Annotated in this window: 18 protein-coding genes; 2 read left to right on the top strand and 16 right to left on the bottom strand. The window is 67.9% G+C overall.

The features are described 5' to 3' along the window. Positions 1 to 129: 129 nt before the first annotated feature. Positions 130 to 705, bottom strand: coding sequence for an alkyl hydroperoxide reductase subunit C (gene ahpC, locus PGB34_RS04860; RefSeq protein WP_271426965.1), 576 nt, complete (start codon positions 703 to 705; stop codon positions 130 to 132). Positions 706 to 994: 289 nt separating this feature from the next. Here ahpC and bfr point away from each other — a divergent pair, with 289 nt between their 5' ends. Then, the gene (gene bfr, locus PGB34_RS04865) at positions 995 to 1,471 is read left to right on the top strand and encodes a bacterioferritin (protein WP_271426966.1); all 477 of its coding nucleotides are present in this window, start codon (positions 995 to 997) and stop codon (positions 1,469 to 1,471) included. A 76-nt stretch (positions 1,472 to 1,547) separates the two neighbouring features. Here bfr and PGB34_RS04870 read toward each other — a convergent pair whose 3' ends face one another. The 7 genes from PGB34_RS04870 to PGB34_RS04900 form a co-directional block, all read right to left on the bottom strand. Further along, positions 1,548 to 2,360 carry a MetQ/NlpA family ABC transporter substrate-binding protein gene (locus PGB34_RS04870; RefSeq protein ID WP_271426967.1) on the bottom strand — a complete coding sequence of 271 codons (813 nt, stop codon included), beginning with the start codon at positions 2,358 to 2,360 and terminating at the stop codon, positions 1,548 to 1,550. A gap of 89 nt (positions 2,361 to 2,449) precedes the next feature. Continuing rightward, positions 2,450 to 3,112: a methionine ABC transporter permease gene (locus PGB34_RS04875; protein WP_271426968.1), complete on the bottom strand. Its 663-nt coding sequence runs from the start codon at positions 3,110 to 3,112 to the stop codon at positions 2,450 to 2,452. Continuing rightward, on the bottom strand, positions 3,105 to 4,016 hold the full coding sequence (locus PGB34_RS04880; RefSeq protein WP_271426969.1) for a methionine ABC transporter ATP-binding protein: 912 nt from the start codon (positions 4,014 to 4,016) through the stop codon (positions 3,105 to 3,107). The genes PGB34_RS04875 and PGB34_RS04880 overlap by 8 nt, the downstream gene beginning before the upstream one ends. Before the next feature lie 152 nt (positions 4,017 to 4,168). Then, positions 4,169 to 5,056: a 3-hydroxyisobutyrate dehydrogenase gene (gene mmsB, locus PGB34_RS04885; RefSeq protein ID WP_271426970.1), complete on the bottom strand. Its 888-nt coding sequence runs from the start codon at positions 5,054 to 5,056 to the stop codon at positions 4,169 to 4,171. Between the two features lie 125 nt (positions 5,057 to 5,181). Continuing rightward, the gene (locus PGB34_RS04890) at positions 5,182 to 6,297 is read right to left on the bottom strand and encodes an enoyl-CoA hydratase/isomerase family protein (protein ID WP_271426971.1); all 1,116 of its coding nucleotides are present in this window, start codon (positions 6,295 to 6,297) and stop codon (positions 5,182 to 5,184) included. A gap of 20 nt (positions 6,298 to 6,317) precedes the next feature. Beyond that, positions 6,318 to 7,472: an acyl-CoA dehydrogenase family protein gene (locus PGB34_RS04895; protein ID WP_271426972.1), complete on the bottom strand. Its 1,155-nt coding sequence runs from the start codon at positions 7,470 to 7,472 to the stop codon at positions 6,318 to 6,320. Between the two features lie 223 nt (positions 7,473 to 7,695). After that, the gene (locus PGB34_RS04900; protein ID WP_271426973.1) at positions 7,696 to 9,219 is read right to left on the bottom strand and encodes a CoA-acylating methylmalonate-semialdehyde dehydrogenase; all 1,524 of its coding nucleotides are present in this window, start codon (positions 9,217 to 9,219) and stop codon (positions 7,696 to 7,698) included. Positions 9,220 to 9,342: 123 nt separating this feature from the next. On the opposite strand from PGB34_RS04900, the gene PGB34_RS04905 reads away from it, so the two are divergent. Further along, a complete protein-coding gene (locus PGB34_RS04905; protein WP_271426974.1) occupies positions 9,343 to 10,248 on the top strand; it encodes a LysR family transcriptional regulator in 906 nt (301 codons plus the stop codon). A gap of 116 nt (positions 10,249 to 10,364) precedes the next feature. On the opposite strand, the gene PGB34_RS04910 is transcribed toward PGB34_RS04905, so the two are convergent. The 8 genes from PGB34_RS04910 to tcuA form a co-directional block, all read right to left on the bottom strand. Then, on the bottom strand, positions 10,365 to 10,763 hold the full coding sequence (locus tag PGB34_RS04910; RefSeq protein ID WP_271426975.1) for a hypothetical protein: 399 nt from the start codon (positions 10,761 to 10,763) through the stop codon (positions 10,365 to 10,367). A 222-nt stretch (positions 10,764 to 10,985) separates the two neighbouring features. After that, positions 10,986 to 11,180, bottom strand: coding sequence for a hypothetical protein (locus tag PGB34_RS04915; RefSeq protein ID WP_271426976.1), 195 nt, complete (start codon positions 11,178 to 11,180; stop codon positions 10,986 to 10,988). Then, positions 11,177 to 13,552 carry a DNA topoisomerase IV subunit A gene (gene parC / locus PGB34_RS04920; RefSeq protein ID WP_271426977.1) on the bottom strand — a complete coding sequence of 792 codons (2,376 nt, stop codon included), beginning with the start codon at positions 13,550 to 13,552 and terminating at the stop codon, positions 11,177 to 11,179. The genes PGB34_RS04915 and parC overlap by 4 nt, the downstream gene beginning before the upstream one ends. A 62-nt stretch (positions 13,553 to 13,614) precedes the next feature. Beyond that, on the bottom strand, positions 13,615 to 14,433 hold the full coding sequence (locus PGB34_RS04925; RefSeq protein ID WP_271426978.1) for a lytic transglycosylase domain-containing protein: 819 nt from the start codon (positions 14,431 to 14,433) through the stop codon (positions 13,615 to 13,617). A gap of 88 nt (positions 14,434 to 14,521) precedes the next feature. Further along, positions 14,522 to 16,498, bottom strand: coding sequence for a DNA topoisomerase IV subunit B (locus tag PGB34_RS04930; protein ID WP_271426979.1), 1,977 nt, complete (start codon positions 16,496 to 16,498; stop codon positions 14,522 to 14,524). A gap of 80 nt (positions 16,499 to 16,578) precedes the next feature. Beyond that, the gene (locus PGB34_RS04935) at positions 16,579 to 17,562 is read right to left on the bottom strand and encodes a Bug family tripartite tricarboxylate transporter substrate binding protein (protein WP_271426980.1); all 984 of its coding nucleotides are present in this window, start codon (positions 17,560 to 17,562) and stop codon (positions 16,579 to 16,581) included. A 50-nt stretch (positions 17,563 to 17,612) separates the two neighbouring features. Beyond that, positions 17,613 to 18,809 (bottom strand): tricarballylate utilization 4Fe-4S protein TcuB, encoded by a 1,197-nt coding sequence (gene tcuB, locus PGB34_RS04940; protein WP_271426981.1) that lies wholly within the window; start codon positions 18,807 to 18,809, stop codon positions 17,613 to 17,615. Further along, positions 18,796 to 20,268: an FAD-dependent tricarballylate dehydrogenase TcuA gene (gene tcuA, locus PGB34_RS04945; protein ID WP_271426982.1), complete on the bottom strand. Its 1,473-nt coding sequence runs from the start codon at positions 20,266 to 20,268 to the stop codon at positions 18,796 to 18,798. Before tcuA ends, tcuB begins: the two co-directional genes overlap by 14 nt. Positions 20,269 to 20,300: the final 32 nt, after the last annotated feature.

Raw genomic sequence — 20,300 nt, forward strand, 5'->3', positions numbered from 1 at the left:
GTGGATTCCTTTCAATCTCGTGTATTTGGGGTTCGCACGGGCGAAAAAAAGCCGGACGGCATGGCGCAGGGCGCCATGACGCTGTCCGGCTGCTGAGCGCTCGGGCGCTCTGCCGTTGCCGGCGATTTCTTAGATCTTGCCGACCAGGTCCAGCGAAGGCGTCAGGGTCTTGGCGCCTTCCTTCCACTTGGCGGGGCAGACCTGGCCGGGGTTGGCGGCCGTGAACTGGGCAGCCTTGAGCTTGCGCAGGGTTTCAGACACGTCGCGGGCGATTTCGTTGGAGTGGATTTCCAGGGTCTTGATCACGCCATCGGGGTTGATCACGAAGGTGCCGCGCAGTGCCAGGCCTTCTTCGGGGATGTGCACGCCGAAAGCGTTGGTCAGCGTGTGGGTCGGGTCGCCGACCAGGGGGAACTTGGCCTTGCCCACGGCGTCGGAGGTTTCGTGCCAGATCTTGTGCGAGAAGTGCGTGTCGGTGGTCACGATGTAGACCTCGGCACCGGCCTTCTGGAACTCGGCGTAGTTTTCAGCAGCGTCTTCGATCTCGGTCGGGCAGTTGAAGGTAAAGGCCGCCGGCATGAAGATCAGCACGGACCACTTGCCCTTCAGGCTTTCCTCGGTCACTTCGATGAACTCACCCTTGCCCGAACGGTTCACGTAGGCGGTGGTCTTGAAGGGTTGCACGGGGGTATTGATCAGGGACATTGCGCTTCCTAGTTGGTCAGTGAAACAAACGAGTGTTCATTATATGCATCGCCGAACATTTATTGATAGAAATAATCTATTCCATGGCGGCGCATTGACTATGAGTGCGGCCAATGACAGGCCCGAGGCGGCGCCGCATTTGGCCCGCGCCATGACATGAGCGCAGCGGGTTGAGAACCGCACTCAGCCTCACACGCATGCAGACCGCAAATGCAGGGGCTTGGCTTGAGCCGGCCATGCGCGACTCGGACAATCGGCCGCATCCGCCCATACGAAAAGAGAGAACACCATGAAAGGCGACCCGAAAGTCATCGAGCATCTTCAGGCCCAGCTCAAGAACGAGCTCACGGCCATCAACCAGTACTTCCTGCACTACCGCATGCTCAAGCACTGGGGCCTGGACAAGCTGGCGAAGAAGGAATACGACGAATCCATCGGCGAGATGAAACACGCCGACAAGCTGATGGACCGCATCTTCATGCTGGACGGCCTGCCCAACCTCCAGGACCTGGCCAAGCTGCAAGTCGGCGAGGACGTGCCCGAGATCCTCGAATGCGATCTGCGCAGCGAGCAAGGCGCACAGGCCACCATCAAGGCCGGCATCGCCCACTGCGAATCGGTGCGCGACTATGTCTCGCGCGATCTGCTGCAGGGCATCCTGGACGACACCGAAGAGCACATCGACTTCCTTGAAACGCAGATCGATCTAGTCGCCAAGGTCGGCATCCAGAACTACCTGCAATCCCAAATGGCCGAAGCCGACTGATCGATCTCGCGGCTGAGAAAAGCAGAAGCCCCGCCACCGGCGAACCGGTGGCGGGGCTTCTGCTTTGGGCCAGCAATTACTGCAGGAAAGCCGGCTTGGCGTAGCCTTGGAACTTGCTGTCCACCACCGCCTTGAACTCGGGCGAGCGGTAGGCCTCCACCAGGTCCTTGGCCCAGGCGCTGTTCTTGTCGGCGGTCTTCACGGCCACCACATTGAGGTAGTGGTCGGGCGTCTTTTCCAGCGTCACGGCCTCGGTCAGCTTCAGGCCCGAGGAGATGGCGAAGTTGCCGTTGATGATGGCGTACTCGGTGTCACCCAGCGAACGCGGCAGTTGCGCGGCCTCCAGCGGAATGAGCTTGAGCTTGCGCGGGTTGGTGGCCAGATCCTTTTCGCTCACGCGCAGCGGGTCGATGCCGTCCTTGATCGTGACCAGCTTGTTCTGTTGCAGCAGCAGCAGCGCGCGGGCCAGGTTGCTCGGGTCGTTGGGTAAGGTCACGCGGTCGCCTTCCTTGGCTTCGGCCAGGCTCTTGCGCTTGTTCGAGTACACACCCATGGGCGCGATGGGGCCCTGCACCAGCTCGGTGATGTCCAGCTTCTGGTCGGCCGCGAACTTCTTCAGGTAGACCAGATGCTGGAAGAAGTTGGCGTCCAGCGAGCCCTGGGCCAGCGCCAGGTTGGGCTGCACGTAGTCGTTGAATTCGACCACGCGCACCTTGTAGCCCTTCTTCTGCAGGATCGGCACGATGCCTTGCTTGAGCTGGTCGACGTTGGAGCCGGCGGTGCCGCCGATGACCAGTTCCTTCTTGGCCGCTTGAGCCTGCGCATGCAGCGGCAGACCACCCAGGCTCAGGGCGGCGACGGACAGGGCGATGAGGGAACGACGAAGCATGGAAATTCCAGAGTGAGGGAGAAAGAAAAGGGAAAGGCTTGCGCGCGCGGCGCCAGCGCAGCGCGCGAGCCGGGCCTGTTGTGGATCAATCAGCGCTTGTCCAGGCGCTGGGCGATGTGGTTGCCCAGGAACTGGATGATCTGCACCAGCACGATCAGCAACGCCACGGTGAGCAGCATCACGTCGGTCTGGAAGCGGTAGTAGCCGTAGCGGATCGCCAGGTCACCGATGCCGCCGCCGCCCACCACGCCGGCCACGGCCGAGTAGGACAGGAAGCTCACCGCCAGCACCGTCAGCGCCAGCACCAGGCCCGAGCGCGACTCGCGCACCAGCACGCGCCAGACGATCTGCAGCTCCGACGCGCCCATGGCATGGGCCGCCTCGATCACGCCGCGCGGCACTTCGCGGATGCACTGGTCCACCAGCCGTGCGAAGTACGGAATGGCGGCCACCGACAGCGGCACCGCCGCGGCCAGCGGTCCGATGGAAGTGCCTGCCACGATGCGCGTGAACGGCACCAGCGCCACCAGCAGGATGATGAAGGGGAAGGAGCGGACCGTGTTGACGATCCAGTTCAGCACCAGGTACAGCGGCCGGTTCTCCAGCGACTGACCCGGGCCCAGCAGAAAGATCAGCACACCCAGCGGACCGCCGATGACCACGGCAGCCGACAGGCCGATGGCCAGCATCAGGAAGGTCTGGCCGGCAGCCAGCCACAGCTCGGGCAGGATGGCGACGATGTTTTCAGACATGGGCAGCACCTCCGGCCACGCGCAGCGCGGCAGGCACGCCTGCGGCCTCCTGCGCCAGTTCCAGATCGAGCGCGGCTTCGCGCGCACGGCGGCGCACCAGCGCATCCAGTTCGCGGCCCAGCACCGTCAGGCGCTCGGCGGCAGGCTCGCGCACGGCGAACTGCTCCACCACCTGACCCTGCTCCACCACGGCCACATGGCGGCACAGTGCCTCCACCACCGAGAGTTCATGCGTAACGATCACGATGGTCACGCCCAGCTTCTGGTTGATCTCGCGCAGCGTGTCGAGGATGGACTGCGTGGTCTCGCTGTCCAGTGCGGAGGTGGGCTCGTCGCACAGCAGCACCTGCGGACGCGGCGCCAGCGCGCGCGCAATGGCCACGCGCTGCTTCTGGCCGCCCGAGAGCTGGGCCGGATAGCTGTGGACCTTGTCTTCCAGCCCCACCAGCGCCAGGCATTCACGCACGCGCGCGTCGATGTCGGCCGTGGCGTTGCGGCCGTGGATGCGCAGCGGGAAGGCCACGTTCTCGAACACCGTGGCGTTCTGCAGCAGGTTGAACTGCTGGAAGATCATGCCGATGTTCTGGCGCGTCTCGCGCAGTTGCGCGCGCGAAAGCGCGGTGAGGTCGCGCCCGCCCACGCGCACCTGGCCCGCGTCGGGGCGCTCCAGCAGGTTGATCAGGCGCAGCAGCGTGGACTTGCCGGCGCCGCTCTTGCCAATGAGGCCGAACACGTCGCCCGCGGCAATGTCCAGCGAGACGGAACACACGGCATCGAAGCGCTGCCCGTTGGGCAACTGGAAGGTTTTTTGCACCGCCTGCAGGCGGATGACCGGCTCGGTCGCGGCACCAGCAGCCAAAGGGCTGGCGCCCGCGCCGCGCAAGGGAACGGGATGGGCTGTCATGGAGGAAGCGGCAGGCGGCCCCAAAGGCGGGGCCCCAAAGACGCCGGCCGCAGTTCACAGAAAGTGGCTATTGTCGCTTTCTGTGAACGATCAGCGAACGAACCATTCGTTAGCTGCTTATTCCCAAGCGCCAGCGCGCGCTGGCGGCCCGTTCAACCAGCTTTCTGGAACAGCTTGATCACGCTGGAGAAGTCCAGCGCGCCATGCCCGCCCAGGCTGTGCGCCGCATAGAGGTTGCGCGCCATGCCGCCCAGCGGGGTGGCGGCCTTGACGGCGGTGGCGTTCTCCTGCGCCAGACCCAGGTCCTTGAGCATCAGGTCGGTGCCGAAGCCGCCCGCATAGCCCTTGGACGCGGGCGCGTTCTCCATCACGCCGGGCAGCGGGTTGTACTTCTCGAGCGCCCAGTTGCCGCCCGAGCTGCGGCGCATGATCTCGGACAGCACCTTGGGGTCGAGTCCGTTGGCCACGCCCAGCGCGATGGCTTCCGAGGTGCCGACCATCAGGATGCCCAGGAGCATGTTGTTGCAGATCTTGGCCGTCTGCCCGGCCCCTGCCCCGCCCGCGTGGAAGATGTTGGCGCCCATCTTTTCGAGCAGCGGGCGCGCGCGTTCCAGGTCGGCTTCGCTGCCACCCACCATGAAGGTCAGCGTGCCCGCGATCGCGCCGCCCGTGCCGCCCGAAACGGGCGCATCGATCACGGCGATGCCACGCGCGGCGCCCGCCTCGGCCAGCTTGCGCGAGGTGCCGGCGGCGATGGTGCTGCTGTCGATGACCAGCGCGCCTGGCGCCAGCTTCGCGAGCAGGCCGCCTTCGCCCAGGTACAGCGATTCCACGTGCTGGCTGGCCGGCAGCATGCTGACAACGGCCTCGGCCCCCGCCACGGCACCCGCGGCCGAATCGGCAATGGGCACACCCTGCGCACGCAGCGTCTCACACGCCGCGCTCGACAGGTCGAAGGCGCTGACGCTGTGGCCGGCCTTGTGCAGGTTCAGTGCCATGGGGCCGCCCATGTTGCCCAGGCCGATGAATGCGATCTTCATGCTTTGACTCCGTGCTTCTTTTCCAAAAAAGAGGGATCGCCGGCCGTGTTCCGAAGGGCCGGGGCTCAAAGGCTGAGAGTTTTTTGGCCGTGCACGGCGGGCATGGGCGAAAGACTCTCAGCCTCTCAGTGCAGCGGCACCAGCTCTGGCGCCATCTCGCCGCGCGGCTTCAGATGCTCGGCCACGAACTCGGGCGTGATGTCGGCCAGGCGCGCGGGCTGCCATTGGGGGTTTCGGTCTTTTTCGACCAGCACCGCGCGGATGCCTTCTGCAAAATCGTGGTGCGCGCAAAAGCCCAGCGCCGCCCAGTATTCGAGCCTGAAGACTTCGGCCAGCGACATGCGCGGCACCTGCTGCCACAGCTCCCAGCTCAGCGCGATGGAGCTGGGCGCGCCCTTGGCAAAGGCCTGGGCCGCGCCTTGCAGCCAGGCGTCGTCGCTGCGCAAGGCGGCAAAACGATCGGCAATGTCCGTGAGGCTCTCGCCAGCCATCAACGCCTCGATGGTGTCGTAATGCGCGCGCACCTTGGAAGCCGGGCGCTCCACGCCTTCGGCCGCCGTGGCCAGGATGCGCGAGAGCAGCGCGCGGTCGGCGCGGTCATCGCCGCTCCAGGCCGTGGCGCCGATGGCCTCGAGCACCTGCGCTTTGCGCGCCTGCGGCACCAGCACGTCGGCCAGGCCGCAGAAGATGGCATCGCTGCCATTGATCTGCGCGGCCGTGAAGGCCAGGAACAGGCCGGTGCGGCCCGGCGCGCGGCGCAGGAACCAGCTGCCGCCCACATCGGGGAACAGGCCGATGTTGATTTCGGGCATGGCCACGCGGCTGCCCTCGGTCACCACGCGGTGCGAGGCGCCCACCATCAGGCCCACGCCCCCGCCCATCACGATGCCATGGCCCCAGCACAGGAAGGGCTTGGGGAAGGTGTGGATCAGGTGGTCGAGTTCGTATTCCTCGCCGAAGAAGCGCTCGGCATATTCGTTGCGCTGCGGCCCGCAGTCGCGCAGCGTCTGGTAGAGCTGGCGCAGGTCGCCGCCGGCACAGAAGGCTTTCTCGCCTACGGCCTGCAGCAGCACGCCCACGATCTGCGGATCGGCCGCCCATTCGCGCAGCTTGGGCGTGAGCAGCCGCACCATGGCGACCGAAAGCGAGTTGAGGGAGGCCGGCGCATTGAGCGTGGCAACGCCGAAGCGCTTGCCGTTGGCCGTGGGGAGGGTGTCGAAGATAACTACAGCGTCAGTCATGGGGGTGATTGGACAGCAAGTTATCTGATGTCTGCGTCGCCTTCGAGCAGCTTGCGTGACACGATCACGCGCATGATCTCGTTGGTGCCTTCCAGGATCTGATGCACGCGCGCGTCGCGCAGCAGGCGCTCGAGCGGGAATTCGCCCAGATAGCCATAGCCGCCGTGCAGCTGCAGCGCTTCGTTCACGACGTTGAAACCCGCGTCGGTGGCAAAGCGCTTGGCCATCGCGCAATAGGTGCTGGCGTCGGGGTGCTGCGCATCGAGCTTGCTGGCAGCCAGCCGCACCATCTGGCGCGCGGCCACCAGTTCGGTGGCCATGTCGGCCAGCTTGAACTGCAGGGCCTGGAAGCTGGCCAGCGGCTTGCCGAACTGCTGGCGCTCATGCAGGTAGCGCCGCGCCGCGTCCAGCGCCCCCTGGGCAGCGCCCACCGAGCAGGTCGCGATGTTGATGCGGCCGCCGTCCAGCCCTTTCATGGCGATGCGAAAGCCCTCGCCTTCCTGGCCCAGCAGATGGTCTACCGGCACGCGCACGTTGTCGAAACTGATGGTGCGCGTGGGCTGGCTGTTCCAGCCCATCTTGTGCTCCTTCTTGCCATAGCCGATGCCAGGTGCATCGGCCGGCACCGCAAAGGCCGACACCCCACCCGGCCCCGCGCCGCCCGTGCGCGCCATGAGCACCAGCACATCGGTGGCGCCGGCGCCCGAGATGAAGGCCTTGCCGCCATTGATGACGTACTCGGAGCCCTCGAGCACGGCGCGCGTCTTGAGCGCGCCCGCGTCAGAGCCCGCGCCGGGTTCGGTGAGGCAGTAGGAGGCCAGCTTGCGGCCGCTGGTCAGCGCCTCGCCCCACTTCGCGCACACGGCGTCACTGCCCCAGTTGCCCAGCATCCAGGTGGCCATGTTGTGGATGGTGATGAAGGCCGTGGTCGAGGGATCCACGGCCGCCATTTCCTCGAAGACCAGCGCCGCGTCCAGGCGCGGCAGGCCCAGGCCGCCGATGCGCTCGGGCGCGTAAAGGCCGCAGAAGCCGAGTTCACCGGCCTTGGCGATGGCCTCGCGCGGGAAGATGGAGTCGCGGTCCCATTGCGCGGCATGGGGCGCCAGTTCGATGGCAGCGAACTCGCGCGCCGTGTCGGCGAAGGCACGCTGTTCTTCGGTCAGTTCAAAGTCCATGGGAGACAGGTCAAAGAGGTTGGGCGCCGGCGGCCGCGCGGCAAGCCGCGGCCGGTGCGGGCTGATGGTGTGGCAGTTTACGAAGCATGCCTGTTTGCAACGGCTATGCCGCGTCCCTCCCTGCGCTCTTCGCCACCCCATCCATCGCCCGGACCGGCCACGGCCTGCCGCGCGGCTCCGTGCCTCCTCCCTGAGAAACTCTTGAAGCTCGGCCCAGCGCCGCTCACTTCAGCGAAATCGTCGTGTTCACCCCATGCGAGGTGGTGCTGTCGTCGAACCAGCGCGCCGTGATGGTCTTGGTCTGCGTGTAGAACAGGATCACCTGCTTGCCGTAAGGGCCCAGGTCGCCCAGCTTGGAAGCGCGCGAACCCGAGAAGGAGAACAGCGGCACCGGCACCGGGATCGGCACATTGATGCCCACCTGGCCCACGTCGATCTCTTCCTGGAACTTGCGCGCCGCCGCGCCCGATTGCGTGAAGATGGCCGTGCCGTTGCCGTTGGGGTTGCTGTTGATCAGCTCGATGGCGTCGTCCAGCGTTTCAGCCTCGGCCAGGCACAGCACGGGGCCGAAGATCTCCTGGTCATAGATGCTCATGCCGGGCTTGACGCCCGAAAACACCGTCGGCCCCACGAAGTTGCCCTGCTCGTAGCCCGGCACATGGGGGTTGCGGCCGTCCAGCTCCAGCGTGGCGCCGTCGGCCACGCCGCGCTCGATCAGGCTGGTCACGCGGTCGCGCGCTGCGCAGGACACCAGCGGCCCCACGTCCGTGCCCTTCTCGGTGCCACCGCTGACCTTGAGCGTCTTGGCCTTGGCCACCAGGTCGGGGATCCAGTTGCGCGCCTCGCCCACCAGCACGGCCACCGACAGCGCCATGCAGCGCTGGCCGGCTGCACCGAAGCTGGCGCCCGCCAGCGCGTTGAGGGTCTGTTCCTTGTTCGCATCGGGCAGCACGATGCAGTGGTTCTTCGCGCCCATCATGCATTGCGCGCGCTTGCCGGCCAGGGTGGCGCGGTTGTAGACGTGGGTGCCGACCTTGGTCGAGCCCACGAAGCTGATCGCCTTGATGTCCTTGTGGTCGCAGATGGCGTTGACCACCTGCTCGCCGCCATGGACCACGTTGAGCACGCCGGGCGGCACGCCCGCTTCCATCGCCAGCTCGACCAGGCGCATGGTCACCATCGGGTCCTGTTCGGAGGGCTTGAGCACGAAGGTGTTGCCCGTGGCAATGGCCATCGGGAACATCCACAGCGGGATCATGGCGGGGAAGTTGAAGGGCGTGATGCCCGCGCACACGCCCAGCGGCTGCAGCAGCGTGTAGGTGTCCACCCCGCCGGCCACGTTGTTGGCCAGTTCGCCCAGCTGCAGGTTGCCGATGCTGGCCGCATGCTCCACCACCTCCAGGCCGCGGAACACGTCGCCTTCGGCGTCGGGCAGCGTCTTGCCCTGCTCGGCCGTCAGCAGCGCCGCCAGCTCGCCCATGTTCTCGCGGATCAACTGCTGCAGCTTCAGGAAGATGCGCGCACGCGCGCCGATGGACGTCTTCTTCCAGGTCTTGAAGGCCTGCTGCGCGCTGGCCACGGCCGCGTCCACCTCGGCCGGCGTGGCGAAGGGCACGCGAGCCAGCACCTGCTGCGTGGCGGGGTTGATGACGTCGCGCCATTCGGAAGTCTTCGACTCGACGAACTCGCCGCCGATGAGCAGCTTGACGGTGGCGACCTGGGTTGCGGGCTTGACGGGGGCGTCCATGCGTGTGTCTCCGTGATGTGTGGGATGCGGGCACCTGCAGGCGCCAGTGCGGCGAATCCTAGCTTTGCACTTTTGCTGCGGCAATGCCCACGGATGCGCTTTCGCTCTGCAAAAATGCAGAACATGGACTGGAACAACCTGCGCTATTTCCTGGAGCTCGCGCGCGCCGGCACGCTGGTGGCTGCCGCCCGCCGCCTGGGCGTGGACCACACGACGGTGGCACGCCGCATCCAGGCGCTGGAAAAGTCGCTGGGCACGCCGCTTTTCGCGCGCGAGGCCGGCGGCCATCGCCTGACCGAGAACGGGCGCCGACTGCAGCCGCAAGTGGAAGCGATGGAGCGCGCCTTCCACGCCCTGGAGCAAAGCGCCGCCCCGCTGGCCGACGAAGACCTGGCCGGCCTGGTGCGCGTGGGCGCCACCGAAGGCTTCGGCACCGTGGTGCTGGCACCCGCACTCGCCGGCTTCGGCCTGCAGCATCCGCGGCTGGTGATCGACCTGCTGGCCCTGCCGCGGCTGGTTCACCTGTCCAGGCGCGAGGCGGACATCGTGATCTCGCTGGAGCGGCCGGCGCACGGGCCCGTGCTGGCCTCCAAACTGTGCGACTACAGCCTGCACCTCTATGCCGCGCACGACTATCTGGCTGCGCACCCGCCGATCCGCACGCGCGAGGATCTGCGCGGCCACAGCTTCATCGGCTACGTCGATGACCTGCTGTTCTCAAAGGAACTGAAGTACCTGGGCGAGCTGCACCGGCCCGACGCCTTCGCCCTGCGCAGCACCAGCATCCTGGCCCAGCACCGCGCCGCACAGGCGGGGGCCGGCATCGCGGTGCTGCCGGCCTTCGTGGCCGAGCGCGACCCGCTGCTGATGCGGCTGCTGCCCGCCGAAGCCCGCTTCGTTCGCAGCTTCTGGATGTCCATGCCTGCCGAGTCCAAGCAGCTGGCGCGCATGCAGGCCGTGTGGCGCTTTCTGAAGACGACCGCGGAAACGCAGCGCGCCTGGCTGCTGCCGGACACGCCCGGCGCATAGAGCCCGGGCCTGTTATCAACAACAGGCCCTGAAAACAAGAAAGCCGGCCAATGGCCGGCTTCCTTCGCTGCCACCTGCGCGCCGCATGGGCTGGATGCGCAGGCGAAAGGCGCGGATCAGCACTTCATCGCGGTCGCCTGGGCAGCGAAGTTGTCGCTGGCGGTCTTGCAGGCAGCACCCAGCTGGGCCTTGTCGGCGCCGTAGGCCGCCCATGCGGAGCGGGTCTGCTCCATGCTGGCCTTCATCGCATCGGCGGCGGCACCGCTTTGCTTGCTGACGCAGGCCGACACCTTGTTCAGGTAGTCCTGGCATTCCTGGGGCAGATCGGTCGAAGCGGTGGGCGCCGCGGCAGGGGCAGAAGCGGCCGGTTCAGGCGCAGGGGCCGGTGCCGGCGCAGCGGGTGCAGGCGCGCTCGCGGCCGGCGCGGGGGCGGGTGCGGGCGCCACGGGCGCGCTTTCGCTGGAGCAGGCGGCCACAAGCACGGCCACCGACATCAATGCATACAGCTTGTTCATTCAAGTCGTCTCTGTTGGTTGTGGATGAAGCGATCGCGCGGTGTGTGACCTCGCCCTCACGCCCCCTGCGGATGACCGGGCCCGCACGGAGCCACTCCACCAGCCGGGGCAGTTTGCCGCATGCGCCTGCAGGATTTCTGGACTGGAAACGCCTGCTCACAATATTTGGAGCGGCTCAGCCGGCAGAAATGCGCTTCCCGCCCCCACAGATGAGGGCAGCGCTCAGCGACCGGCGTCGCGCCGCTGCCGTGCGCGCCGCACCTGGCGGCTTTCACCGGCGCGCGCCGCGGTCTCGTCACGGGTGCGCTTGCGCGCCAGATAGCGGGCCCGCCAACGCCGGCCCAGCCAGAAGCTGAACACCCCGCCCAACGCGCCCACCAGCAGCCCGATGGCGCTCAGATCCAGCCCGCCCATCATTCCACCCGCGTCACGAGGTCGGGCGTGAAGGTGAAGGCGCCAGCCTTGCCCTTGCGCCCACGCGCGGCGCGCGCGTTGTTCAATGACCGGATGTCCAGCTGCTCCTCGCGCCGCTTGCCGCGGAAGTCGCCTTCGATGCGCACGCTGCGCGTGTAGGCCGCGGCACCGGCCAGCACGGCCTTGGGCCCCAGGTCCATCAAGGTGAGGCCGCGGCCGCCCTTGGGCAGCATCTTCAGCTCCGAGAGTTCGAAGGTCAGGATCTGGCGGTCGCTGGCCACGCAGCACACATGGGTGGCCGGTTCTGCCGGCGTGGTGCCGCTGGCACCGCCCACCAGCGCGGGCCGGGTCAGTTGCTCGCCCTCGCCCACATCGACGAAGGCCTTGCCGCCCTTCTGGCGCGAGACCATGTGCTCCACCTGCGCGAGGAAGCCGTAGCCCCCCGTGTTGGCCAGCAGCAGTTGGGCCGAGGACGGGCCCGCAAAGAAATGCGCCACCTGCGTGCCGGCTTCCAGCTCGATCATGGTGGTCACGGGCTGGCCGTCGCCGCGCGCGCCCGGCAGGCTGGCCACGGGCACGGTGTAGACGCGCACCGACTTGTCCTTGGCCGTGCCAAAGACCAGCAGCGTATCGACCGTGCGACATTCAAAAGCGCCGTACAGCCCGTCGCCGGCCTTGAAGCTGTACTCGGGCCGGGCCTCGCCGCGCGGGCTCCAGCCCTTTTGCGCGCGCACCCAGCCCTTTTGCGACACGATCACCGTCACGGGCTCGTCCACCACGCGCACCTCGGCCACGGCGCGCTTCTCGGCCTGGATCAAGGTGCGGCGCGGGTCCTCGAAGCTCTTGGCGTCGGACTCGATCTCCTTGACCAGCAGGCGGCGCAGTGCGGCCGGGCTGCCCAGGATCTCTTCCAGCTTCTTCTTCTCGTCGCGCAGCTTGGCCAGTTCCTGCTCGATCTTGATCGCCTCCAGCCGCGCCAGCTGGCGCAGCCGGATTTCAAGGATGTCCTCGGCCTGGCGGTCGCTGAGGTTGAAGCGCGCGATCAGCGCCGCCTTCGGTTCCTCGGCCGCGCGGATGATGGCGATCACCTCGTCGATGTTCAGCAGCACCAGCTGCCGGCCTTCGAGGATGTGGATGCGGTCGTTGACCTTATCCAGGCGGTGCTGCGAGCGGCGCTGCACCGTCTGCTCGCGGAAGGCCACCCATTCCAGCAGCATCTGCCGCAGCGACTTCTGCACCGGCTTGCCGTCGATGCCCACCATCGTGAGGTTGATGGAGGACGAGCTTTCCAGCGAGGTCTGCGACAGCAGCGTGGCGATGAACTCTTCCTGCGGAATGCGCGAGGTCTTGGGCTCGAAGACCAGCCGCACGGGCGCGTCCTTGCTCGACTCGTCGCGCACGCCGTCCAGCACCGCCAGCAGCGCGGCCTTGACCTGCTGCTGCTCGGTGGTCAGGGCCTTCTTGCCGGCCTTGACCTTGGGATTGGTGAGCTCCTCGATCTCTTCGAGCACCTTCTGGGTGCTGACGCCGGGCGGCAGTTCGTTGACCACCATCTGCCACTGGCCGCGCGCCAGGTCTTCGATCTTCCAGCGCGCGCGCACCTTCAGCGAGCCGCGGCCGGTGCGGTAGGCATCGGCGATGTCGCCGGCGCTGCTGATGATCTGCGCGCCGCCGGGGTAGTCGGGGCCGGGCACCAGCGTGAACAACTCTTCGTCGCTCAGCTGGCCGTTGCTCTTGATCAGCGCCACGCAGGCGTCAGCGATCTCGCGCAGGTTGTGGCTGGGTATTTCCGTGGCCAGCCCCACCGCAATGCCGCTGGCGCCATTGAGCAGCACGAAAGGCAGGCGCGCGGGCAATTGGCGCGGCTCCTCGGTGGAGCCGTCGTAGTTGGGCGTGAAGTCGACCGTGCCTTCGTCGATCTCCGACAGCAGCAGCTGCGTGATGCGCGCCAGCCGCGCCTCGGTGTAGCGCATGGCGGCGGCGCCGTCGCCGTCGCGGCTGCCGAAGTTGCCCTGGCCGTCGATCAGCGGATAGCGCTGGGAGAAGTCCTGCGCCATGCGCACCAGCGCGTCGTACGCAGCCTGGTCGCCGTGGGGATGGAAGCGACCCAGCACGTCACCGACCACGCGCGCGCTCTTGACCGGCTTGGCCCCCACGGTGCCGTTGGCGCCGCCATAGCCCAGGCCCATGCGCTCCATCGAATAAAGGATGCGCCGCTGCACGGGCTTCTGGCCGTCGCACACGTCGGGCAGCGCGCGGCCCTTGACCACGGAAAGCGCGTACTCGAGGTAGGCGGTCTGCGCATAGTCGGCCAGCGTCAGCGCGTTCGGATCTTCGGGTTCCTGGAGATCCAGGGTCGGTTGAATGTCGTCCATGAGGCTCGTTGCGGTTCGAATTCAGCGGCGCCGAAGAGGCCGCGCGTTCTTGATTCTTGTTGTCAGTCGGAAGAGACGGCGTCGGCCGCGGGCCGGGCCGCCGGCAGCTCCATGCGCACGCGCGCCGGCGCGCGGCCACCCGTGCCCCGCGCGGCGCCCGTGCGGCTCTGCGTCACCCGCGTGCCGGCCGGCTTGAGGTGCGCGTAGATCGCGAGCACCGTCTTCACGTAGTTCTGCGTTTCGCGGTAATCGGGAATGCGGTTGCCGGCGCGCTGCACGGCACCCTCGCCCGCGTTGTAGGCGGCCAGCGCCAGCTCCAGGCTGCCATCGAACATGGCGATCAGATCGCGCAGGTAGCGGCTGCCGGCGGCGATGTTGATCTGCGGGTCGTGCAGCTTGGACTCCAGCGTGCGCCGGGCATCGCCGCGCACGCCATAGCGCTGCGCCGTGGCCGGCATCAGCTGCATCAGGCCGATGGCGCCCTTGGGCGAGATGGCCTGTGCGTTGAAGCCCGATTCCGCCGCCACCAGCGCCTGCAGCAGCTCCACGTCGATGTCGTGGCGCGCGGCGGCGGTCTTCAGGGCCGAGCTGGCGCTGCCCCAGTTGGGCGCCTTCTCGAACAGCGCGATCAGCGAGGCCGCGCGGGTGCCGGGCGCGCCGCCCAGGGCCGGCGCGCGCCCCAGGCCTTCGGCCGTGTCGAAGCGCTGGCCCTCCTTGAAGAAGAGCTGGTAGCGCTCATCGACCTTCTCTGCCGCAAAGTGGGCCGTGCCGTTGGCATCCACATAGCCGTAGATGTTCGCGTGCGCAGCCGCACCTGCGGCCAGCAGCAGCGAGAGGCCAGACAGACGCAGGAGACGCAGTATTCGGGACACTTCAATCATTGTTTGCACGGCAATCAGAGCCGCTCCAGCATGGCGCCCCTCGCGCAGCAGAGGGGGCGCCGCGAAGCGGCTTGGGGGTGTTGTTCCGCTAAACATCCACCTCCACGTCATCGGCGCGCAGCTCCATCAGCTCGCGCCGCGCGGCGGCTTCGCCCTTGCCCATGAGCTTGGTGATCTCGCCCTGGGTGCCGGTGAAGTCCAGGCGGCCCAGACGCACCTGCAGCAGGCGGCGGGTGTCTGGATTGAGCGTGGTTTCCCACAATTGTTCCGCGCTCATCTCGCCCAGCCCCTTGAAGCGGCTGATGCTCCACTTGCCTTCGGCCACGCCGTCCTTGCGCAGCTTGTCGAGGATGGCGGTGAGCTCGCCCTCGTCAAGTGCGTAGACCTTGGAGGCTGGCTTCTTGCCGCGCGCAGGCGCATCGACCCGAAACAGCGGCGGCCGGGCCACGTACACGTGGCCGGTCTCGATCAGCTTGGGGAAGTGGCGGAAGAACAGCGTGAGCAGCAGCACCTGGATGTGCGAACCGTCCACGTCGGCATCGCTCAGGATGCAGATCTTGCCGTAGCGCAGGCCGCTGAGGTCGGGGCTGTCCTCGGGCCCGTGCGGGTCGACGCCGATGGCCACCGAGATGTCGTGGATCTCGGTGTTGGCGAACAGGCGGTCGCGCTCCACCTCCCAGGTGTTGAGCACCTTGCCGCGCAGCGGCAGGATGGCCTGGCATTCCTTGTCGCGGCCCATCTTGGCGCTGCCGCCGGCCGAATCGCCCTCGACCAGGAAGACCTCGTTGTGGCTGATGTCCTTGCTTTCGCAGTCGGTGAGCTTGCCCGGCAGCACGGCCACGCCGGAGCCCTTGCGCTTTTCCACCTTCTGGCCGGCGCGCTGGCGCGTCTGGGCCGCCTTGATGGCCAGCTCGGCCAGCTTCTTGCCGTAGTCCACATGCTGGTTGAGCCAGAGTTCCAGCGCCGGGCGCACGAAGCTGGAAACCAGACGCACGGCGTCGCGCGAGTTGAGCCGTTCCTTGATCTGGCCCTGGAACTGCGGGTCCAGCACCTTGGCGGAGAGCACGTAGCTGGCGCGCGCGAACACGTCTTCGGGCAGCAGCTTGACGCCCTTGGGCAGCAGCGAATGCAGCTCGATGAAGCTCTTGACGGCGTTGAACAGGCCGTCGCGCAGGCCGCTTTCATGCGTGCCGCCGGCGCTGGTGGGGATCAGGTTGACATAGCTCTCGCGCACCGGCTGGCCTTCCTCGGTGAAAGCCACGCACCAGTCGGCGCCCTCGCCCTCGGCGAAGTTGTCGGCATTCTTGTCGGCATGGCCCGCGCCCTCGAACAGCGGAATCACCGGATCGGCCGACAGCGTCTGCATGAGGTAGTCGCGCAGGCCGCCCTTGTAGAGCCACTGCTGCTGGTCCTTGGACTTCTCGTTGACCAGCGTGACCGTGACACCCGGCATCAGCACGGCCTTGCTGCGCAGCAGATGCACCAGCTCGTGCATGGGCAGCGCCGCCGATTCGAAATACTTGGCGTCGGGCCAGGCGCGAACGGTGGTGCCCTGCCTGCGGTCGCCGCCGGCCTGGGCGCGCAGTTGCAGGGGCTCGATCACGTCGCCGCCCGAGAAGGCCAGTTGCGCGACCTGGCCCTCGCGGTGCGAGATGACCTCGAGCCGCTTGCTCAGCGCGTTGGTCACCGAGACACCCACGCCGTGCAGGCCGCCGGAAAAACTGTAGGCGCCGCCCTGGCCCTTGTCGAACTTGCCGCCCGCGTGCAGCCGGGTGTAGACCAGCTCGATCACGGGCGCTTTTTCTTCGGGGTGCAGGCCGAACGGAATGCCGCGGCCATCGTCTTCCACGCTCACCGAGCCGTCGGCGTGCAGCGTGACCTTGATCTTCTTGCCGTAGCCGGCCAGCGCCTCATCGGCCGCGTTGTCCAGCACTTCCTGGATGATGTGCAGCGGGTTGTCGGTGCGCGTGTACATGCCCGGCCGCTGCTTGACGGGCTCCAGGCCCTTGAGAACGCGGATCGAGCCTTCCGAATAGGCGGGGGAAGTCTGGGAGGAAGTTGCCATGGCGGCGGATTGTAGTCACGGCGCCATGAAAAGACTGGATGAACATCCAGCCCCACGCCCTCCTCCCTGCGGGGCTTGCCTCAGTTGGCCGTCAGCTTGCGCTGCCTGACGATCGTGCCCCACTGGTCGGACTCCTTCTTCATGAAGGCCGCGAACTCCGCGCGCGTGGTGGGCTGGGGCGTGAGGCCATGCTTGAGCAGCGCCTCCTTGACCTCGGCGTCGTTCAGGACCTTGACGATCTCCCGGTTCCAGCGGTCGAGCATCGGCGCGGGCGTCTTGCCCGGCGCCACGAAGGCGTACCAGTTCAGCGCCTCGAAACCCGGGTAGCCCGCCTCGGCCACCGTGGGAATGCCCCGCAGGTAGTCGGGCCGGGTCAGACCGGTGGTCGCCAGCGGAATGAGGCGGCCGGCTTCCACATGCGGCATGGCCGTGGGCGGCGCCGCGAAGTAGGACGCGATGCGCTCGCCGATCAGGTCCTGCAGCGCCGGGGCGCCTCCCTTGTAGGGCACGTGCACCATGTCGATGCCCGCCCGCTGGTTGAACAGCTCGCCCGCCAGGTGCGAGGCCGAGCCCGCCCCCGTGGAGGCGAAATCCACGCTCTTGGTCTTGGCCAGCGCGACGAACTCGGCCAGCGTCTTCACGCCCAGCGCCTTGTGCGCCACCAGTACGTTGGGGAAGTACACGCCGCCGGAAATGGGCGCCAGGTCCCGGAAGGGGTCGTAGGGCAGCTTCATCAGGTGCGGCGCGATGGTCAGCGGCCCCACCGAGCCGAACAGCAGCACCGAACCATCGCCGGGCTGGCCGGCCACGAACTGGTGCGCGATGTTGCCGCCCGCGCCGGCCTTGTTGTCCACCACGATGGTCTGCCCCACGTTGTCGGCCAGCTTCTTGGCGATCAGCCGCGCCGCGGCGTCCGCCGCACCGCCGGGCGCAAAGCCCACGACCAGCGTGACGGGTTTCTTGGGCGGGAAGTCCGGGGCCTGCGCAACGGCGGGCAGCCACGCGGCAGCACACAGCGCGGCGCAGGCTGCGCCCGCCGCCAGCAGGCGTCTTTGGAAATTCATCGGGGTCTCCTTGTGGTTTGAACAGCGAAATCAGTTCGGCGCGCGGGCCTTCAGTCCGCGCCCAGGCCCACCGGCGAGGGCCGGCGCTTTTCCACCGCATGGCGCAGCAGCGCGGCGGTGCGGAAGATGCCGTGGGCGAACTTGCCGTAGGGCAAGGTGGCGAACAGCGCCATCACCGCGCCCAGGTGCAGGCACAGCAGCAGCGCCATGGCCGGCGTGCCGCGCGCCGCCCACAGGCCCAGGCCCGACGCGCTGACCGCGAACAGCAGCGCGATGAAGCCCAGGTCCATCGGCTTTTGCGCGGCGTCGCCATGCAGCGGATGGCGGCGCAGGTTCAGCCAGCCGAGCCCGGCCGTGCCCGCCATCAGCATCAGGCCGCCCACGGCGCCCAGCAGCTTGGGCAGGCTGGGCAGGTCGTAGGGCGCGGCCTGGCCCAGCAGGTAGTGGTAGAGCGTGGCCACGGAAGTGGCCGCAAAGCACAACATGAAACCGTAGAAGGTCAGGTGATGGAAGCGCCGCCGTGCCTGGGTGTAGGCATCGTCGGCCTCGTGGCAGCCGTCGCCGTGGCCGCCGTCCAGGTAGGTCAGGCGCAGCACGTTGTGCGTGGCCTCGGCGGCGGCCGGCGCGCTCAGCGGCGCGCCGCTGGTCACGGGCGTGATCTCGCGCCAGAAGCGCCGCACGCCCAGCGCCAGGGCCAGCACCGCGAACAGGAACACCGGCGCGAACAGGGCCACCATGAGGTTGTGCGGAAACAGGTCGTAGAAGCTCCCGCCCGCAGGCACGCTCCCCCACAGGCCGCGCACGCCCCCCTTGAGCAGCACCGCCAGCACCAGGAACAGCGCCAGAGCGCCTGCCAGCGCGAGCGACAGCGCCAGGCCGTTGCGCTTGTACAGCCGGCCCAGCGCGGGCGGCCAGGCGTAGTCGTGGTAGGTCTGGCCCCGCACGCGCGCCATCGCCTGCGGAATGTTGACGGCGAATTCGTGCGGCGGCGCGTACTGGCAGGCGTGCAGGCAGGCGCCGCAGTTGTGGCACAGATTGGCCAGGAAATGCACGTCGGCGACGGGGAACTCGAGCCGCCGCGTCATCGCCGGAAAGACGGCGCAGAAGCCCTCGCAGTAGCGGCAGGCATTGCAGATCTGGAGCTGGCGGGCCACCTCGGATTCGGCCGCCGTCGGGGCGTGCACGGGAACCAGTTCGCCACGTGCCAGGGCGCTGGCCTCGTGCGCAAGGGCTTCAAGCGACTGCATGGACATCTCCCTGGGCTTGCCGGTCTTCGGCGATCAGTGCGGCCAGCCCCTGCGGCGGGCGCTGCAGGACGGCCTGCGCGGCGTTGTGCCCCGCGATGCGGCCGAAGGCGGTGCCGATGCTCATGCCCACGCCCGCCGTGTAGCCCTGGCCGAGCACGTTGCCGGCCATCATCTCGCCCGCCACGAAGAGGTTGGGGCTGGCCGAGGCGCCAAAGCGCACGGCGGCCGTGTCGTCGGTGCGCAGGCCCAGATAGGTGAAGGTCACGCCGGGCCGCAGCGCATAGCCGTAGAAGGGCGCACGCACGATGGGGCGCGCCCAGTGGGTCTTGGGCGGCACCAGCCCCTCGGTGTGGCAGTCGTCCAGCGCCGTGTGGTCGAAGCTGCCGGCCCGGCAGGCCGCGTTGTAGGCGTCCAGCGTCTGCATGAAGCGCTCGACCGGCAGGCCCAGCCTTGCGGCCAGCTCGGGCAAGGTGTCTGCCACCACGCCCGGGAACACCGGCGGCATGAAGCGGCCGATGGCCTGGCTGTCGATGATCGAATAGCCGATCTGCCCCGGCTGCTGCGCCACCAGGCGGCCCCAGATCGCATAGCGCTTGGGCCAGAAGTCCTCGCCCTCGTCGTAGAAGCGCTCGCCCTCGCGGTTGAGCACCACGCCCAGCGAGACGCAGTCGATGCGCGTGCAGATGCCGCCGTCGTACAGCGGCGCGCGGGCGTCGATGGCCACCATGTGCGCCTGCGTCGGGTCGCCGATGCGCTCGGCGCCCTGCTCGTCCAGCATGTGGCGCAGCAGCACGCCCTGGTTGTAGGCCGTGCCGCGGATCAGGAAGTTGTCCGACGGCCATTCGCCGCGCGCGTTGCGGCCCCAGGCCTCGCGCAGCCAGTCGCGGTTGGATTCGAAGCCGCCGGCCGCCAGCACGCAGCTGCGGGCCACGATGCGCTCGGGCCGGCCGTTGACCGTGCAATGCGCGGCCACGAAGCGGCCGTTCTCGATCTCGAGGCGGTCCACCGGCGATTCGTAGCGCACCTGCACGCCGCGCGCCTCGGCGCTGCGGTAGTAGGCGTTGACCAGCGCCTTGCCGCCGCCCATGAAGAAGGCATTGGTGCGCGCCACGTGCAGCGCGCCCGACAACGGCGGCTGGAAGTGCACGCCGTGGCCGCGCATCCAGGGCCGGCAGCCGGCCGAGTGGCGGATCACCAGCCGCGCCAGGTGCTCGTCGGTGCGCCCGCCGGTCACCTTCAGCAGGTCCTGCCAGTACTCCTCCTCGGGATAGGCTTCGACCAGCACGTCCTGCGGCGCGTCGTGCATGCAGCGCAGGTTGCGCGTGTGGCTGGAATTTCCGCCGCGCCAGTCGCGCGGCGCGGCCTCCAGCAGCAGCACGCTGGCGCCGGCCTCGCGCGCCATGAGCGCGGCGCACAGCGCGGCATTGCCGCCGCCGATGACAAGCACATCGGGATTCATCGTGATCTGTCTCTTTCCTCGTGGGCGCCGGC

The organism is Xenophilus arseniciresistens (assembly GCF_028023875.1).
Lineage (GTDB): Bacteria > Pseudomonadota > Gammaproteobacteria > Burkholderiales > Burkholderiaceae_C > Xenophilus > Xenophilus arseniciresistens.

Excerpts from the sequence above, each read along its gene's own strand:
- ahpC (WP_271426965.1), bottom strand. The coding sequence starts at position 705 with ATGTCCCTGATCAATACCCCCGTGCAACCCTTCAAGACCACCGCCTAC.
- bfr (WP_271426966.1), top strand. The coding sequence starts at position 995 with ATGAAAGGCGACCCGAAAGTCATCGAGCATCTTCAGGCCCAGCTCAAG.
- PGB34_RS04870 (WP_271426967.1), bottom strand. The coding sequence starts at position 2,360 with ATGCTTCGTCGTTCCCTCATCGCCCTGTCCGTCGCCGCCCTGAGCCTG.
- PGB34_RS04875 (WP_271426968.1), bottom strand. The coding sequence starts at position 3,112 with ATGTCTGAAAACATCGTCGCCATCCTGCCCGAGCTGTGGCTGGCTGCC.
- PGB34_RS04880 (WP_271426969.1), bottom strand. The coding sequence starts at position 4,016 with ATGACAGCCCATCCCGTTCCCTTGCGCGGCGCGGGCGCCAGCCCTTTG.
- mmsB (WP_271426970.1), bottom strand. The coding sequence starts at position 5,056 with ATGAAGATCGCATTCATCGGCCTGGGCAACATGGGCGGCCCCATGGCA.
- PGB34_RS04890 (WP_271426971.1), bottom strand. The coding sequence starts at position 6,297 with ATGACTGACGCTGTAGTTATCTTCGACACCCTCCCCACGGCCAACGGC.
- PGB34_RS04895 (WP_271426972.1), bottom strand. The coding sequence starts at position 7,472 with ATGGACTTTGAACTGACCGAAGAACAGCGTGCCTTCGCCGACACGGCG.
- PGB34_RS04900 (WP_271426973.1), bottom strand. The coding sequence starts at position 9,219 with ATGGACGCCCCCGTCAAGCCCGCAACCCAGGTCGCCACCGTCAAGCTG.
- PGB34_RS04905 (WP_271426974.1), top strand. The coding sequence starts at position 9,343 with ATGGACTGGAACAACCTGCGCTATTTCCTGGAGCTCGCGCGCGCCGGC.
- PGB34_RS04910 (WP_271426975.1), bottom strand. The coding sequence starts at position 10,763 with ATGAACAAGCTGTATGCATTGATGTCGGTGGCCGTGCTTGTGGCCGCC.
- PGB34_RS04915 (WP_271426976.1), bottom strand. The coding sequence starts at position 11,180 with ATGATGGGCGGGCTGGATCTGAGCGCCATCGGGCTGCTGGTGGGCGCG.
- parC (WP_271426977.1), bottom strand. The coding sequence starts at position 13,552 with ATGGACGACATTCAACCGACCCTGGATCTCCAGGAACCCGAAGATCCG.
- PGB34_RS04925 (WP_271426978.1), bottom strand. The coding sequence starts at position 14,433 with ATGATTGAAGTGTCCCGAATACTGCGTCTCCTGCGTCTGTCTGGCCTC.
- PGB34_RS04930 (WP_271426979.1), bottom strand. The coding sequence starts at position 16,498 with ATGGCAACTTCCTCCCAGACTTCCCCCGCCTATTCGGAAGGCTCGATC.
- PGB34_RS04935 (WP_271426980.1), bottom strand. The coding sequence starts at position 17,562 with ATGAATTTCCAAAGACGCCTGCTGGCGGCGGGCGCAGCCTGCGCCGCG.
- tcuB (WP_271426981.1), bottom strand. The coding sequence starts at position 18,809 with ATGCAGTCGCTTGAAGCCCTTGCGCACGAGGCCAGCGCCCTGGCACGT.
- tcuA (WP_271426982.1), bottom strand. The coding sequence starts at position 20,268 with ATGAATCCCGATGTGCTTGTCATCGGCGGCGGCAATGCCGCGCTGTGC.